At 46.7% G+C, this 17,309-nt stretch carries 14 protein-coding genes; 2 read left to right on the top strand and 12 right to left on the bottom strand.

Going from position 1 to position 17,309, the window contains the following annotated elements; translation table 11 throughout:
- Nucleotides 1-192: 192 nt before the first annotated feature.
- Genes DFP97_RS23750 through DFP97_RS23740 form a run of 3 tightly spaced genes read right to left on the bottom strand, consistent with a single transcriptional unit; the run spans nucleotide 193 to nucleotide 2,659 of the window.
- Nucleotides 193-468: a hypothetical protein gene (locus DFP97_RS23750; RefSeq protein WP_114382984.1), complete on the bottom strand. Its 276-nt coding sequence runs from the start codon at nucleotides 466-468 to the stop codon at nucleotides 193-195.
- 51 nt (nucleotides 469-519) lie between these two features.
- Entirely contained in the window at nucleotides 520-1,158 is a 639-nt protein-coding gene (locus tag DFP97_RS23745; RefSeq protein ID WP_114382982.1) for a copper amine oxidase N-terminal domain-containing protein, read from the bottom strand.
- Nucleotides 1,159-1,192: 34 nt separating this feature from the next.
- Nucleotides 1,193-2,659, bottom strand: coding sequence for a stalk domain-containing protein (locus DFP97_RS23740; RefSeq protein WP_114382980.1), 1,467 nt, complete (start codon nucleotides 2,657-2,659; stop codon nucleotides 1,193-1,195).
- 73 nt (nucleotides 2,660-2,732) lie between these two features.
- Here DFP97_RS23740 and DFP97_RS23735 point away from each other — a divergent pair, with 73 nt between their 5' ends.
- Nucleotides 2,733-3,008: a hypothetical protein gene (locus DFP97_RS23735; protein WP_114382978.1), complete on the top strand. Its 276-nt coding sequence runs from the start codon at nucleotides 2,733-2,735 to the stop codon at nucleotides 3,006-3,008.
- A gap of 193 nt (nucleotides 3,009-3,201) precedes the next feature.
- Here DFP97_RS23735 and DFP97_RS23730 read toward each other — a convergent pair whose 3' ends face one another.
- The 7 genes from DFP97_RS23730 to DFP97_RS23685 form a co-directional block, all read right to left on the bottom strand.
- Nucleotides 3,202-5,190 carry a YjhG/YagF family D-xylonate dehydratase gene (locus tag DFP97_RS23730; protein WP_114383082.1) on the bottom strand — a complete coding sequence of 663 codons (1,989 nt, stop codon included), beginning with the start codon at nucleotides 5,188-5,190 and terminating at the stop codon, nucleotides 3,202-3,204.
- A 32-nt stretch (nucleotides 5,191-5,222) separates the two neighbouring features.
- A complete protein-coding gene (gucD, locus tag DFP97_RS23725) occupies nucleotides 5,223-6,680 on the bottom strand; it encodes an alpha-ketoglutaric semialdehyde dehydrogenase GucD (protein ID WP_114382976.1) in 1,458 nt (485 codons plus the stop codon).
- A gap of 18 nt (nucleotides 6,681-6,698) precedes the next feature.
- Nucleotides 6,699-7,577 carry a fumarylacetoacetate hydrolase family protein gene (locus DFP97_RS23720; protein WP_114382975.1) on the bottom strand — a complete coding sequence of 293 codons (879 nt, stop codon included), beginning with the start codon at nucleotides 7,575-7,577 and terminating at the stop codon, nucleotides 6,699-6,701.
- A 106-nt stretch (nucleotides 7,578-7,683) separates the two neighbouring features.
- On the bottom strand, nucleotides 7,684-8,442 hold the full coding sequence (locus DFP97_RS23715) for an IclR family transcriptional regulator (RefSeq protein ID WP_114382973.1): 759 nt from the start codon (nucleotides 8,440-8,442) through the stop codon (nucleotides 7,684-7,686).
- An 800-nt stretch (nucleotides 8,443-9,242) separates the two neighbouring features.
- Nucleotides 9,243-10,412: a rhamnogalacturonan acetylesterase gene (locus tag DFP97_RS23705; protein ID WP_114382969.1), complete on the bottom strand. Its 1,170-nt coding sequence runs from the start codon at nucleotides 10,410-10,412 to the stop codon at nucleotides 9,243-9,245.
- Nucleotides 10,413-11,201: 789 nt separating this feature from the next.
- Nucleotides 11,202-11,648: a hypothetical protein gene (locus DFP97_RS23695; protein WP_114382966.1), complete on the bottom strand. Its 447-nt coding sequence runs from the start codon at nucleotides 11,646-11,648 to the stop codon at nucleotides 11,202-11,204.
- 568 nt (nucleotides 11,649-12,216) lie between these two features.
- Nucleotides 12,217-14,472, bottom strand: a complete 2,256-nt coding sequence (locus tag DFP97_RS23685) for an ATP-binding cassette domain-containing protein (protein ID WP_114382964.1) — start codon at nucleotides 14,470-14,472, stop codon at nucleotides 12,217-12,219.
- An 892-nt stretch (nucleotides 14,473-15,364) separates the two neighbouring features.
- Here DFP97_RS23685 and DFP97_RS23680 point away from each other — a divergent pair.
- Nucleotides 15,365-15,682: a hypothetical protein gene (locus DFP97_RS23680; protein WP_220271189.1), complete on the top strand. Its 318-nt coding sequence runs from the start codon at nucleotides 15,365-15,367 to the stop codon at nucleotides 15,680-15,682.
- 273 nt (nucleotides 15,683-15,955) lie between these two features.
- Here the strand turns inward: DFP97_RS23680 and DFP97_RS23675 are convergent, their stop codons facing one another.
- Complete coding sequence (locus tag DFP97_RS23675) at nucleotides 15,956-16,357, bottom strand: hypothetical protein (RefSeq protein WP_114382962.1); 402 nt, start codon at nucleotides 16,355-16,357, stop codon at nucleotides 15,956-15,958.
- 389 nt (nucleotides 16,358-16,746) lie between these two features.
- Nucleotides 16,747-17,277: a DinB family protein gene (locus DFP97_RS23670; RefSeq protein ID WP_114382960.1), complete on the bottom strand. Its 531-nt coding sequence runs from the start codon at nucleotides 17,275-17,277 to the stop codon at nucleotides 16,747-16,749.
- Nucleotides 17,278-17,309: the final 32 nt, after the last annotated feature.

Below are 17,309 nucleotides of genomic sequence, written 5' to 3'. Positions count from 1 at the left end.
ATTGAGAGGAGTCTCGATATTTCACATAATCCTGCAAGTTAGCCTAACGAAGGGCTGCCATGCGGCAGCCCTTTCGGTGTTCAACTCCCGTCCCTAGGTCTAACTAAGTTTACGGAAATGCTTAGGGTGGACCATCAGTCCTCTTCCCATTTTATCGCGATAGCTCCGCAGAACTCACTGTGCAGTTATGCCCTATTTCGCATCTATCCTCACTTCGCCTTCAATCGGCATGATAAGAACATTCTCAAACTCTTTATTCATATTGCGGTTAATGGTGGCCTGTTCCGTTCGTTTACCTGTGCTGTCTACCGTTCCGTAATGCAGCAAATCCGTCATTAGATTATTCATAAAATAAACGGATTCGCCAAATGCTTTCGGTTCTTGGCCCGTTTCTCCGTTTTTCCCTATTGTATCCTTTTGCCATCTTATTTCGGCAAGGCCATTTTCGTTGATTTCGACATAAGTCATTAATCCTCTATACTCTATAGAATAACGGAGCGCTTCCCCTCTTGGAAACGTTTATATGGTAGTAAAGCCTTCCCCGTAAGGTTGAATTTCTTTCCCGAAGTTTAGCTTTGGAAGGGCCAGTGCAGCCACACGCGCTTTATCAAGTTCGCCACTTCTGAGCGTTTGGAACTGCTCCTCGCCAGTCGGCGTGCGAACGATGACCTCCTTGCTTTTGCTGTCAAAAACAGCCGTGCCGCCCAGCGTTTCCGTTGCGAAGCGCACGGGTACATAGGTCCGTCCTCGCTTCACCGTAACCGGCGCGTCTAATGCGACTTTTTCGCCGTTGATGTCAGCTGTTTTCAAGCCATCCTTCAAGCGTATCGTTATTTTGTTAACCGGATTATTAATGATGATGGTCTTAGTAGACGATTCGTAGGCATAGCTGATTTTGGCAGGATCATGAAAAGCTTTCAATTGAACCATCGTTCGGCCGTTCACATTTAAAACATCGTCCTGGTAGACGCCGTTGATAAACAACTTGAGTGTTGCCGCAGGGAAAGGCGCAGCTATAACCGCAGAACCCGCATTTAGTACTCCCGCTATCGTTAGTGCAGCCGCAGCCGTTTTCATCCATTTTTTATCTTGAATTCCTCCTAAAATAGCGCATGTTATTGTGTTATGACTTAAGGTGATGGAGTAAGCTTTGTCCATAGAGCCCTTCCGTTAGTCTGTGCTTTATTTGGGGTTATTGTGTTATACGCACGGTATATGCGGCATCATCCCACTTAACATCAGCTCCAAGCGTCTCGCTGACCAGACGCAAAGGCACAAATATGCTATCGTTTACCAAAACCGGCCTACGGTCCGACGCAACGGTTTGCCCGTTAACTGTCGTTTGCCCGGTCACTGTATTCAGCACGATCGTAACCGATCCTTTCACTGCTATGGCCGATCTGATCTTGGTGTCCCAGCTCAGTGAAGCGCCCATATTTTCAAACACGCCCCTGAGCGGAACGTACGTTGCTCCTTGAATGAGCAGCGGTGGTGTCGCCATCGCAATCTCCTTGCCATCCAGATAAATGTCGATGGACTTACGTACCGGCTGTGGCGTCTCTATCCGGAAATCCGTTACCCCGAGACCGGCTTGACCGAACTCATTGGTTCCCCATGACAGCACTGTACCATCTTTCAGAAGCGCATAATAATTGCGGTTGCCCTCCGTAATCGCAACTGCGTCCCGGATTCCCTGCACCTGAATGACGTTCGCTTTACCGCTATCTGCATCAATCGTCCACTGCCAGACGGTTCCGTCCGCTTTCACACCGGCGCTACCTGAAATGGAAATGATATCGTTCAGCCCGGTAATCTGAAACGGCTCCAAAGTATCGAGCGCTGGAGTGGGCCATGCCTCGTTCTTCCACATCCAAACCGTTCCGTTGCCGCTGAGCGCCGTTCCATATTGCCTCCCGATCGATATGGCCCCGTATTCGCCGGTCCCTTTAAGCCGCATCGGTTTACGCACTATATTCCGTCCATTATCATCGACCTTGTCGAGCCCCCATATCCATACTTCTCCTCCGTTGCCAAGCGCCGCCGACTGGTATTGGCCGGCCGATACCGCTACGACCGAAGGCAGCCCGTTAACCCGGACCGGCTTCAAGCTATTTCTGCCTGGATCGCTACCCAGCTGACCGTTCTCGTTCCCACCCCATGCCCACACGGTTCCATCTTTCCGAAGCGCAAGGCTATGATCATCTCCGGCAGATACGGCGATCATATCCGCCAGATCCTGTACTTGTATGGGCTCCTTGACGAGATCCTGGGATTGCTTGCCGTTACCGAGCTGTCCGTGCTCATTGCCGCCAACTGCCCATACGGTGCCGTCGTCTTTAATTATGAGTGAGTGACGGTAGCCCCCTGAGATTTGCTTAACGTGATCGATATGCATCTGAACGGGGGTATATGATGGACGTTCCGAGCCATTGCCGAGCGATCCGTAATTGCCTCCCCAGGCCCATGTGCTTCCGTCCGCCTTGATGGCAAAGGCGCTCTGTGCGCCTGCATCAATCCGGACCACGTCTGTCAGCAACTTATTATTCGCGTTGTCCGGCTTTAGTGTTCCTGCAGCCGAAACAGACATGTCCGAGGCCGCGCTTGTCATGATCATTAATGTCAAAAACACGGTTTTTAGGATCCTATTTGACTTGTACATGAATACCACTCCAATTGAATATAATCGACCAAACGCTTATAACTTGAATTGTTTCCGTCACGAGCTTTAAGGTGTGAATCGTCTCCAGAAAACGCGGCACAGCCGTTACGGCGTCGTCCTTTCCGTAGTGGAATCGGATTCCGTATCGGGTCCCCTCATGCTCGAAGGAAATAAATCGGTTAAAATGGCGGGATTATCGCCGCCTTCCGGCTGTGAGCCAATGTATTCAGCAAACGGTACAAGCGCGATGGCAGTGAAAATAAGTATTAGCCACTTATGGTTGGATTTAATTATATCTTCTCCTCTCGAGCTTACAGACGAAGTGGAAATGGAAAATGTTACTCTATAATCTAAAACCTGTCATATGGAATAAGGCTCTTGACATCGACAAATGAAAGGAACCTTATTACATAAATGAAAAAAGCCGCAATTTACGCGACTTTTAATGTATCAATGTTTTTGATTATCAGACAAAATCGGCTAAGGATCATGTTCTTCTCACCCGATACTGGACGAAGGACAAGACAAATTCATCCTTTTCTTTATCGCTCACCTTTTTCACTTGTCAATGCATTCATACCAGCATTCAGAACCTGTATTATTTTTTGGACATCGTAGACGCAGCCCTTCCAGGTACCTCCGCTTGCAGCCTGGAGCGCGGCCCAGAGTTTTGTGTCATCAGGCAATTCCGGGTCCTCGGCCAAGCCGGGATGCGGGCTGCGGTTAGCCAATTCGGCATCGCCTTCCACAGGTGAAGTAGGCAATAGGCCGCTCCCTACCATATTGATTTGTCCTTCAAGCTTGGCAAGATCAATTCGCACATCAATCCAATCTCCGTTGCGAAGCTTTCCGACAGGTCCGCCAGCGAGAGCTTCAGGACCGATATGGCCGATGCAAGCGCCTGTCGACACGCCAGAGAACCGTGCATCAGTAAGAAGTGCTATATCCTTGCCGAAGGATAGATGTTTGAGAGCTGAGGTTAATTGATAAGTTTCCTCCATTCCGGTTCCCATTGGACCGCGCCCGATTAGAACCAGAACATCACCTGATTCAATACCTCCATCCTTTATCGCGCGCATCGCATCACGTTCTTTTGTGAACACTTTTGCCTTTCCCACATGTCTGTAAATGCCCGCTGCGTCAATCAACGAGGGATCAATAGCAGTCGATTTGATGACTGACCCTTCCGGAGCAATGTTCCCCGACGGGAATGTCACGGTCGAAGTCATGCCTGCAGCTTTGGCTTTCTCCGGACTGTAAATAACCGTATCCGGATCGATACCGTCAACCTCCATTAAATAACGTCTCATCCGGCTGCGCCGCTCGGATTCCGCCCACCAATCCAGCATGCCGCCGATCGTCTGTCCGGTTACCGTAAGAGCTTTCTCATCTAATAAGCCGAGCTTTCTCAAATGCAGCATTACCTCTGGGACACCTCCTGCGAGAAAAACCCGTATAGTCGGATGAAAGAGCGGTCCGTTTGGCAGAACGCTTACGAGTCTTGGCACGCTGCGGTTCGTTTTTGCCCAGTCCTGGGCCGTTGGAACGGTTAAGCCAGCCGCATGGGCAATGGCCGGGATATGTAGAAGTAAATTCGTTGAACCCCCAAAAGCAGCGTGAACGACCATAGCATTTCGAATTGCGGCATCGGTCATGATACTAGCCGAGGTCATACCGGTCTCCGCCATATATAAAGCCGCTCTTGCCGATTGGCGGGCCATTTCTGACCAGATCGGCTGACCCGATGGAGCGAGTGCCGCATGCGGGACAGTTAGACCCAGCGCCTCCGCTACAACCTGTGCGGTACCTGCCGTTCCAAGAAACTGGCATCCGCCGCCGGGCGTGGCGCATGCCCGGCAGCCTAAGTCGGCCGCTGCCTCCAGCGTAAGCTCACCGTTCGTATAACGTACTCCAATCGACTGAATCTTACCTGCGTCTTCCCCATTTATCGGCGGAAGCGTTACACCTCCGGGTACGATAACAACAGGAAGGTTTCTCATTGCAGTTAATGCAATCATCATAGCAGGCAACCCTTTATCGCATGTTCCGATTCCGAGAACGGCGGATCTTGTGGGCAGCGAGCGAATAAGCCGCCGGAGAACAATCGCCGCATCATTGCGATAAGGCAGTGAATCGAACATGCCCGGAGTGCCTTGGGATCGGCCATCGCAGGGGTCGCTTACGTAACCGGCAAACGGAATGCCTCCCGCTCGAGTAATTTCATCTGCCGCTTCCTTCATTAGAAGGCCGATTTCCCAGTGGCCGGTATGATAACCGAGTGCCGCCGCCGAGCCGTCTTCATTGCGGATTCCGCCCTGTGTTCCCAAAATAAGAACCTCTCGGCCAAGCAACCGGGAAGGGCTCCACCCCATTCCCACATTTTGTGACCAGCCGAACAAATCGCCGCTTGGCGCATTCTGAAGCCTGTCATGTGTAAGCGGAAGCGCGCCTTTAGGCCCCGATGCTTGTGTTTGTATGACAAAATCAGAATCCACGCTGTTTCCCATGATCTGTTTAAAGATCGGGTCCATGTCCATTCCATTTCCTCCTATCAAGGCTTAGGTTACGGTTTGATAAAAACTGTTTTGACAGAAGTGAAAAACTCAATAGCTGCTTGACCCTGCTCTCTTGAGTGAGAGCTGGACTGCTTCATCCCGCCGAACGGAGCCTGCAGTTCGACACCCGCGGTTTCCGCGTTGACCCTAATGAGTCCCGCTTCCATATTCTGAACAAACGATAAAACGTTCCCGATATTTTTAGTATATATGGATGCACTAAGTCCGTACGATGTATCGTTCGCCAACGTGATTGCGTCTTCGAAGTCCCTTGCTTCTATTAAAGCAAGCACGGGTCCAAAGATTTCCTCCTGAGCAATGGACATCCGGCTCTCAACACGGTCGAACACAGCGGGAGTGATATAAAACCCGTCAGATAGATCACTATCCTCAGGCTGTGTACCGCCATATAGAAGAACTGCTCCTTCTTCCTTTCCTTTTTGAATATACCTAAGCACGGTTTCCAGCTGTTTTTCGTTCGCACACGGCCCAAGCCATACAGAGGGATCCATTCCGTTACCAACCTTCAGCGTTGCTACCTTTTCGAGCAGCTTCGTTTTGAAGAGCTCGTAAATAGACCTTTCGACAATCACTCGACTAGTCGCTGTGCACTTCTGCCCCGTCGAGCGCAGCCCTCCGCTAATAACAGCGTCTACCGCTAAATCCAAATCGGCGTCGCCCGCGATGATGATCGGATTTTTACCGCCCATCTCCAATTGATATTTCGCCCCGCGAGCCAAAGCGGCCTGACCGACCTGCTTTCCGACAGAATTAGAGCCTGTGAAGGTGATGCCATGGATACCGGGATGATTAGCCATTCCATTCCCAACCACGGCACCGCTGCCTACGATCATGTTAACTGCACCCAGAGGAAAACCAGCATCATGAAAGCACTGCATGACTGCCGCCGCAGTTACCGCCGTTTCGACTGCCGGCTTCCAGACTACCGTATTACCGTATATTAATGCCGGGGCCATCTTCCAGATCGGGATCGCCACGGGAAAATTCCAAGGCGAGATAACGCCGATTACGCCCAGAGGCACACGTGTCGTAAATAGAAACGCCTCCGCATCGCTGGATGGTATCACATCGCCGATTTTACGCATGCCTTCTCCGGCGTAATAGCGTAAAATCGCTGCTCCTCGCGCTGTCTCTCCCCTTGCCTCGGCAAAGGTTTTCCCCATTTCCCTGCACATCGTCTCGCCAATCTCATCTAATCGGCTTTCCAGCAGCTCCGCGGTCCTGACAAGCAGCTGTCCGCGCTCTGCGCCTGTCTTCTTCCGCCACAGCAGCCTAGCCGTTTCTGCAGCATAAACCGCTTCATTAAGCTCAAAGTCGGTAGAATTCGCAACATACCCCATTACCTCCCGTTTGTTTGCCGGATTAATGCTTTCCAGGCGTTCCCGATTAGCCGGTGGCTTCCATTGCCCGCCGATATAATTGTCGATAATAATGGCATCCTTCATAAAAAATCATCTCCTTTTCTAGGCCGGAACGGCTGTATTCGTTAATGTGCCAATCCCCGTAATATCAATCTCGATTCGATCACCCTGCTCCAGTGTGAACTGACCTGGAGGCACGATGCAGGTTCCCGTAAGCAGCACAGTACCGTCAAACAGGACATTATCCTTGGCAAGATAGGCTACCAGATCTCCAAATCTTCGTTTGAGCTGTCCTGTACTGGCCGTTTCATCAACGACCTTCTGTCCATCGCGATAAATGCGACAGGTTATTTGAAGATCATACGGATCCTCAACGGTGTCGGCTAGCCTAATAGCAGGACCGATAGAGCAGGATTGACGCCAAATTTTGGCCTGCGGCAAATAAAGAGGATTCTCGCCTTCGATGTCTCGGCAGCTCATATCGTTCCCGATCGTATAGCCGAGAATATTCCCGTTCCTATCCAGCACCAATCCGAGTTCTGGTTCTGGAACCTGCCAACTTGAATCACTTCGCAGGCATACTTCGCCGCCCGGACCGATCGTCCGTGCCGCAGTCGATTTCATGAACAGCTCCGGCCGGTCGGCATCATACACTTTGTCATAAAAGGTAGGGCCTTCTCTGTCTCCGTCTGCCGCTTCATAATTGCGTGCTTCTTTACTCCGCATATAAGTTACGCCTGCTGCCCATACCTCTGGGGCTTCCAATGGAACGATCAGATCAAGCTGGTGAATCTCTTTTTTTAACGCTTGGGATGAATCGATTATCCGCTTCACCTTTTCTGAAACACTAATGCCATCCCGTTCTGCGCTTTGTACCAATGATATAAAATCATTAGAATCTTCCAAGGAAAAAATTTCATCAGCGTCTGTAAGCGCAGCCAATTTGAAGGAAGCATCTTCCTGATAACGAATAATGCGCATAAAATCACCTCATAGTTTTATAATATAAAACATAGTTCTATAATATAGACATAAAAAGAGCTTATGGATGTCATTCCATAACGTTTGATTGGAAACAGAAGCTCCTTTATGACCGATATCCCAATTGGGCGGAAATCCGTCTTGTTTCGTTCAACAACAACTTAACAAATTGCTGCAGCTGCGTCTCGTCGACATGCGAAACTAAGGTGGAAATACTCATAGCTGCGGCACAATGGCCGGTATGGTCGAAAATCGGGGCCGCAGCGCAGCGAACGCCGGGTTCATTTTCTTCACGGTCAAAAGCCACCCCGTCGTGTCTTACCCCTCTCAGTACCTCCAAGAAGGTATCCTTTCGGTCAATGGTTTGCGGGGTATGTATATGGAATACGTAATTATCGAGGATCCGGGCCAGTTCTCCCGGAGAGCGATAAGCAGCCAGCACTTTTCCGACTGCGCTGCTGTGAAGCGGAACCCGGCGTCCGATCCGCGAGTAGCGAATGGCCGCTTTTGCTCCTTCCACCTTATCGATATATACGCCCTCATGACCATCCATAATAACTAAGTGAACAGATTGACCGGTTAAGTCCGACAGCTCCTGAAGATGGGGTCTGGCTGCGCCTCGAATATCTAGACCTTGCAGCAGAAGCTGTCCCTTCTCGACTAGCGTCATCCCGAGCCTATATTTTCCTGTATGTCCCTCTTGATCGATATAGCCGTGCATTTGCAGCGTTTTGAGCAAAGAGTGAACGGTGCTTTTGTGTAAATTCATCTGTTGGCTGATATCGGTAATTTTTAATTCCTTATTTTGGTCATCAAACAAATTAAGAATGCGCAGAGCGCGGTCTAATGATTGAATGATCGGCATTGGCGTATCATCCTCTGTTTTATAATATAGAACGTTATAAATAGTTTTACCAAAGGGTTTCTTATTGGTCCAGCCATAGCCTTCCTATTCTTGAGAAAATCTAGTGGACTTCCGCCATTCCAGATGACGGAAGCCTGGATCTTTACCTGCGGATTTTGATTATGACTTCCATTTCTCGGCATATTCTTTTTGCATAATGGTGATAAACTCTTCACTCCGATATTCTTCAGCTCTTTTTGAAATTGATCCCAATCCCTCTCGATTTCACGGTTACCAACGATAAAATCAGCGTTAATTCGCTGACAATTTTGTTGACCTCGGTTTTCAATTTCTCCATCCATTTTGGAATCGGTTTATTAGTTGTTCTATATTATAGAACACTGTTTAACATTGATGAATTAGTGAGAATATAACATTGGAATATCTCCAAGTCAACTTATAAGATATGATAATTGCCGACAATAAAGGATTTTTATTGACATAAGCAAGAAATTGTAGATTTGAAATTCTTGTATGTCAAAAACCGCTCGAATAAAAACGGTTTCTTTATATCCTTAAAAATAAAAAAAGCCACCATTCACGTGGATTCTTAAGCATATATGTTCTTGTCCCCGATAGGAATTGCTAATATCGTTAAAAGACAAGAACATATATCGTATCCCACTTTCTTTTATGCTGTGGGTATTCGCCATTCATGCCGCTCACGCGACACCAAGATTATGAAAGTAATCGGTGCAATGACATAAATGCGACATGAACTGCTTTAAGACAGTTTCATGTCGCACTTCCGTTACAGAAACTTAAAAGCTTATCAAATAGTCAAAACCATCCATACCTTGTTTTTGTAAATCCTGCACCACAAGCTTAGCAAGGACAGTGGCGCCTTTGCGATTAAAGTGCAACCAATCACCAGTCTTATAAAGAAGTTCCGTCTCTGCCGGACCTATGGAAGTAAAGTAAGCTGAGCTTAGGACATTAAGATCCACAAGTTTGACATTTTGTTCTTTCGATAAAGCAATTATTGCGTGCCTATAGAAATCATCTTCGGCATAGTGCACCAGGCTCACCCCATCCGTAGTCCAGCTTATGGCCCGCCCTTGAGGGGTCACTAAGACGACTGTCGCCCCTTTTGCTTTCACCGCCTCGACAATTTGCCGCATATAGATTGTGAATTGACCTTCAGAATACGCTTTCTCATCATTGATACCCATTTCAAACAGGAAATAATCGCCTCTTTTAATGTATTTCAGGATTGTATCCAGCGATCCACCTTCCAAGAAGCCTTTCGCAATTTGTCCGGCGGAAGCCATATTTCTAACCTGAAAGATTTCCGGATTCACAAGCTCCGGTATGATTTGTCCCCAACCGACGAGTTCATCGGCATCCTTGGGATAATAGTTGGCTACTGTCGAATCTCCGCCGATCCATATCGTTCTGGGCATAACAGGATACTTCGACACTTTCGTAATAATGAGGGCGGACAGTGTATGGGCTTGGCCCTCTCTGCCTGCAGTTACAATGAGATTTAATTGTCCGTCTGTAATGGGAATCAGAAATGAATCTTCCGGATTGATTCCCGTCAAATTTAATAGCTGGTAGACGCCTTCCGCTGCTACGCTCGATCTCGATGTGTCCCCTAACATGACCTGAACCTGGTAAAGACCCTTATCTAAATCAACATTGAATGTGTTAGCACTAGTTACCCCGTACTTTACAAATTGAACGGCTGTGCTTCCCACACCTGTTCCGGATGCTGCTACATTAATTACGTCTTGAGGTGTATTAAAGCCATACCTTTTATCGGGAGTATATGCCTCGGAAGCGTTGACTTGAATATAACCACCCGGTACTTCTGATCCTGCGCCAAAATTAAATTTGTATACGGTTGGTGTTGATGCAGATACAGAACCGCCAATCATAAAGCTCAAACATAAGATAACAGTTAATACAGTCAGTAATACTTTTTTCATAAAAATCCTCCTCTTTTCAGATAAAATAGGTTTCGACCGAATAGCGTAACAAACTATTATTCATTACAATAGTTTGTTCACTATCATCAGATCCTCTGTGTCTGGGACGATTCGCAGAAAGTAATAATGTATGCGCTTACAAATAAAGTATAGTTGATTAACGCAAGGAAAAACGATTGAATTTACAGTCTTTTTTGTTAAAAATTCAGAGTAAAGTTGGTCGTAACCCTTCATCCACTTTGGCGCTTGCGAACCCTTCGCAAATGAACAGTGTTTTCCACTATGGAAACACCGTTCGAACAACTTCCCCCTCAGCACAGGAATATGATCCATCTCCACTTTAATTCCGAATATCCAATCCGTTCACGTTCCACTTTCGACGCCACTGCATTTCAACTATGGGAATCGCACACGGTATACGGTATGCAGACTTTCAAGGATAATAATAAATACTCCCGTTATGATGCCTGGTACCTCAGTTTGATCCGGCAATTAAATGAGATTAACGATTTTAAAGCGTATTGGAGCCGGAAAGTGACCGATTCCGAAAGTGATATATCGCAATCAAAGGTCGTGATGGCCCGGATGGGTGAAGGAACCGAATGGATGCCGATTCGTCTCAGGCAAATCCATATATCCGTCAGCAGTCGAATGTATCCTCGAATCGAAGCTTTTCTGCCCGAGGACGAGGCTGCTCGAAAATTGTTTACCTGGTTGGGATGTTCATTTGAAGGGATTCTTCAAGACAAGTTGAAAAGTTGCAACTGATAGCTCCTCTTCTAGTCAAGCTTACGGCCCACTTGAATGAGCAACTGCTATTAAAGTGGGTCTCCCCATCCGTGACCCGCAAGCGGTTATGGTCAAAAACTTCGCCTCACTGTGATAAAGTTCAGCATAAGGCCAAAGTAAAGGGTACCCGCGCGGGTACCCTTTACTTTGGCCTTCTATTACAAAATTTTCTATCGAATCAAGGATATGCAAAGGTACTTTCCCTTTCGCACTCTGTTCTAATCGAGTGATGATATCCGTTGTTTCTTGATAAAATGGCGGAGAGTGAATCATGCGAAAATGGATCTGAACCATTTTTTCCACTTGAGGTTCACCGTTTCCATCGATGGAATACGTAGGTGTAATGGTAAAAGATTCAATATGGAATGCCGCTTCTACGGTAACTCCGATTACATTTTTCAGACCGCTTTCTTGTGCCAACGGCACAGCCGCTACGGTAACATACACAGGGATTTCTTCCCCATAAAAGGTTAAGATAGAGATCAGGATCTCCTAAACAAATATTCCCGTAGGTCCTTTTTGTTATATAATTCCCAATACACATCGGCTATCCGGTCCGGATCGTAATACGTCCCCTTCTGTCTCGGCCATTGAAAGTGCAAGCGAGCGGATCGCGGCCTTGCCAATGGATAAAGAGGTATACAGTGGATTCGGAGTCAGCGCAATACCGCACCTTTGAAAAAGAGCGTCCCCTGTTTACGTTCGACCATATCCGGAATTACTTGTTGAGCGCTGGTCAACGTACCAACAGTGTTCACCTTAAAATTTGCGACGGGAATGGGATCTAGTTCTTGACTTCCGACATGTATTATTTGGTCATAAACGATATAGCTCCATTTTTCGAGGATAAATAATAAGACAGTTACCCTTCCCGTGTGAAATGAAAATAGCAGACTGCCGGCGCAATCTGCTTCACTCCACTATCGTTATCCGTCAGCGGAATACCAAATTCATTCATTGAGCCTGGATGATCTTATCAATGTGATCTGGATACCGCCTTCGTTCATTTGATGCATTACATCAAGTATCTTCCCGTGATCGACTGCTCCGCATGGATGATCTTCGGAGGTGTGCCCTCGAACACCACCTGGCCGCCCTTGCTGCCTCCGTCCGGTCCCATATCGATGATCCAATCCGCTTGGCTGATCACATCGAGGTTGTGCTCGATGACGATCACCGTATTGCCGGCATCCACGAGTCTGTTCATGATCCCCAGAAGAAGACCGATATCTGACATATGTAGGCCGGTCGTCGGCTCGTCCATCACGTAGATGCTGCCCTTCTTATGCAGCTCGCTTGCCAGCTTGATACGCTGGCATTCCCCGCCCGAGAGCGTGCTGAGCGGCTGGCCGAGTGTAATATAGTTCAGCCCTACATCACTCATCGCCTGGAGCTTGCGTACAACCTCTTTTAGCTGAAAATAATTCAATGCCTGCTCCACAGTCATTTCCAGCACTTCTGCAATTGATTTGCCGTTCAGCTTGTACGCGAGCACCTCTTCCTTGAACCTTCTACCTCCGCATACTTCGCATGGAAGCTTCACGATGTCGAGGAATGCAAGGTCTGTATACACAACACCCAGCCCTTGGCAGTTCTCGCAGGCCCCCTTGGAATTGAAGCTGAACAAGCCTTGGCCCACCTTGTTCGCGGAAGCAAACGCCTTGCGCACATCATCCATAATGCCCGTGTAGGTCGCGGGATTAGAACGTGTTGACACTCCTACCGCCGACTGGTCGATGACGATCGCATCCGGATACTGACTGAGGAATACTTCGTTAATCAGCGTACTCTTGCCCGAGCCGGCGACACCCGTAACTACTGTCAGCACTCCTGTTGGAATATCTACACTCACGTTCCGCAGGTTGTGGAGTGTAGCATCCTTGATGGAGAGCTTGCCGGACGGCTGCCTGCAATCGTGCTTCAGCTGGAGCGGCCGCTTCATATGGGTGCCTGTCAGCGTACCTGCCTCCAGCAGGCCTTGAAAGCTTCCTTCATACACGATGGTACCGCCGCGGCTGCCGGCGTGAGGCCCGACGTCGACGATATAATCCGCCAATTTGATCACATCGGGATCATGCTCGACGACAATCACGGTATTGCCCTTGTCGCGCAGCTTCTGAAGCAATTCATTTAACCGGTGTACATCACGGGGGTGTAAGCCAACGCTGGGCTCATCGAAGATGTAAGTGACATCCACCAGACTGCCGCTCAGGTGCTTCACCATCTTGACACGCTGCGACTCGCCGCCCGACAATGTATCGGTCTCACGGTTCAACGTCAAGTAGTCAAGTCCGATATCCACCAGATGCTGCAGCCGCTCCGTCAGCGACTTGACGACCGGTGCGGCGACAGGATTGTCAATCTCCCGAATGACGCGGATGAGCTGTCCGACCTCCATGGAGGACAGTTCCGCAATGTTGAGTCCATTGATCCTGCAGTTGAGCGCGGCCTGACTGAGTCTCGCGCCGCGGCAGCTGGAGCACGGACCCTCGGAGATGTACGGCGCAACAGCTCGTTGTGTGCGCTCGGACATCGTCTTCACATCCCGTTTGATGTACTTGTTGGTGAACTTTTCGATGATGCCTTCCACGGTAATATTCACTGCCTTCCCGGCGAACAGCATCTCCACTTTCCTCGCCTTGGCGTACAGCAGATGCTCCAGCTCCTCATCCGAATAATCGCTCAACTTCTTGTCGGGATCGAAGGAACCCGACTGCACGATCATCGACCAATCCATGCTGTTCACCGCATAGTCCGGCAGCATGATTGCCCCTTCATTCAACGACCTTGACTTGTCCAGCGCCTTGCTCATATCGACGCACAGCCTGCGACCGATCCCGTTGCACTCGGGACACATGCCTTGCGGATCGTTAAACGAGAACATGTATGCTTGTCCAACATAAGGCTGACCCACTCGGGAGAAGAGAAGACGGAGAATGGGAGAGATATCGGTAATCGTGCCCATCGTGGAATGGGAACCGCCCCCCAGCCGCTTCTGATCCACAATAACAGCCATGCTCAGGTTCTCGATCGCGTCCGTATCCGGCTGCGGATAGCGGGGCAGGAAATTTCGCACGAACAAGCTGAAGTTCTCATTCAGCAATCGCGTGGATTCTGCGGCGATCGTATCGAAGACGATCGATGACTTGCCGGATCCGGATACCCCGGTGAAGATCGTGATCTTTCGCTTGGGAATTCGCAAGGATACGTTCTTGAGATTGTTTTCCCTCGCACCCGAGATAACGATATACTCCTGATTAGATTCGCTCATGCTTAACATCCTCCCGATAGTGTTAACTTCTACTTATATTCATATAGTATCATTCAACGTGCATAGGCGTTTGGATTATTGTACTAGCTTTCTCCGTTAGCTTAACTCCAAATACGAACTTAAATTGATTCTCCATCTTTATATGTCTGATTCCATGCTTATGGTACACACGAAATAATGTTCTACTTCTGGGGTTTCAAGTTGCTTTTGGCTATCACGGGGCATTTCTAAAGTTTCAAATAATTCGTGGTATAATAAAAGCCTAGCTTCACTTATTTTTTCAAGTTTCACTTGTCTTTTCTATTAGCCTTTCACTATCCTCCAAAGCTTTCCTAAAGCTTAACATACAAAAATAGCTAAACAAGTCTTTCAATATACTGCACGTTAGCACTATAAAACTACCGTAATGGCGGCTCTTACATGTTATTAAACAAATGTGTTCCCCTTTGCTTGACTACGCAACTCACTTTATCCTTTCATAAACATAAAATAGTAACAAGACCACGGCCACTTTGACATACAAATTGAAAAGTGCACACACCTACTTCGACGAATACTAATAATTTAATGTTGCGTAATGAGGATCTCCAGCTGAGATATTCGCCCCTATTAATCCTAATTCTTATTTTCCAATTGTTTTACTGCCAGTTAGCTCAACTAGGCTGCCGTTCCATGCCGGCAGCCATTGCTTGGTTTAATGCCATCCGATCCAGTTAATTTCGGTGAGCGCGGGTATTTACACGTCCTTCTTTGAATTTTAGGGACATCCGGGCCTGCCCGACTAAAAAAAAGAGCTGGGAATGCAAATTTCATTAACGGAATCTCTTCAGGTCTTAACTTAACCAGTCCAATTTCCGACAAAGAATATAACAAGATATTAGGAGAGATAACTTTGTCACCAAATAAAAGAAAAAAACTATACAAGTCACGCGTGCTTCTGGCGATTATGGAGCGGATCTCATTATTTCTAAATCCGGAAAAGAAAACATTGTACAAACCAAACGCCGGCGGCCACATGTTCGTAATCATCGCGTTACTATTCGCGTGCATCTGCATATTCGCAGGCTCAGCGGCGGGTCTCTACGCAGTCCTCGAACTTTGGATCGGTCTTGGCATGACTTACGTGGAATGCTGCGTAATTACCGCAGTTTTATTCATAACAGCTGTAATCTTAATGTTTAAGGATGCGCGTGAACTTGAGGAGGATTAAACGCAATATAAGCGTCTGTATCCAGATTGAACAAGCTGGGGGATCAGAGTTTAACTGAGGTAAAGTTTTTGAAATGGTAAATTTAATTCATTTATTTGTTTAACTATAATATCATTATTATTCATCGGAACGATCCTTCCTTCGTTCAAGTCTTCCGTTTTAATCCTCAAACCAAAAAGAAACCCACTAATACTTTCAAGATGTAAATTAAACTATCTTGTCCGAAGTTTAATAAAAATAGCAGGCTGCGGTAGTGCCTGCTCAAGAAACTTATTACTTAATTATAATTTCTTCTGCGAAACAAATTCGTGGATTCGGTTCTAAACACTTATCAGAAAGGTTAGCCTTTAATTCAACTGCTGGTTTTAAGTCTTCATAACTTAAACTTTCTTGATTTTCATTAGAAATTTTAGTGTTTTCACCAACTGTAATCCACATTTGTTCTTCATTTTCTTGTGCCTTTTTTGTTAAGTTTAGTAATACCCTGTTACGTTCGTTATTTACTTCGCTGATAACCCCAGCAATGTCATAATTTTGGTTGGTTACTCTATTTGTGGTTTCTTCATGTGGTTTTGAAATATTATTGTCTTGATTCTCACCATCACTATTTTGTTGACAACCAAATAACCCAATTGATAAAAGAATTAAAGACAACATCAAACTAATTATTTTCAATATCCTCACTCCCCTCTATATAAACGAACTATTTTTGCTATTGTTACAATAATTTATTATGTAATTTCATTAGCTTTGATGCTAGGCGCTAAACATCTTAAAAAAGTTTTTAAACCCGAATAAAAAGAAACCACAAGCACTTGACCAAATAGGCTAATGCGTGTGAAATACACAGTAGCCTTAGCCAGAATAAGACACCTTTTTCGAGGGATCAATGGCTATTTCTGTTGAATAAAAAATAAGTGTGCTGCCGGATTGAGCTCTTCTTGAGCGCGTATGATTTGCTGTTCGTTAACCGATATGAAGTATAAAAAATAGCTGCCGACACGATCCTGACAGCTGAGTTCCAACGTAATGAAGAACCATTTCACTTTTGAACATTCGCCCCTTTAATTTAACAGAGAATTTTCACTATACCACTTTCGAAGCTGATTAATTTGAGCCTGATGATAGCGGCTATGGTCAGCCATATGCCATAGGCCCCAGCGTATGGTTGCTTGCTTTTCATTTTCATGTCCAAAAGTGACAACTTTATCCAGATCAGCATCTGTTAATTGTGTACATGTATCTTTCAACATTTTTATTACACCTTCATATTTAGACATAAGTGTGTTCAAAGACTTCCCTTTAACTATCGGAAGCCTATTATATGCATCGATCATGGGGCCATATTGCTCTTTTAAAGAATGAGGAAGTGGTTGTCCTTTCAATCTATAAACCCAATTAAGATCAACATACATGATATGTTTTATTAACTGAGCGGTACTATTAAATTTATTATTTGGACCCTTGTAATCTACTTCTTCTTGCGACATGCCATCAGTTATTAATTGTAGTCTTTGGCTATTCTCTTCCACAGCAGAATAGAATATTCCCACAATAGGTGACATATTTGCATCACCTTGTAAATCGTAAAGCATCCTAACTCTGCCTCCCTCGCTTTTATTTAATA

Source organism: Paenibacillus prosopidis, assembly GCF_003337375.1.
GTDB classification, from domain to species: Bacteria; Bacillota; Bacilli; order Paenibacillales; family Paenibacillaceae; genus Pristimantibacillus; species Pristimantibacillus prosopidis.
This window is presented reverse-complemented; position numbering and strand designations above follow the sequence as displayed.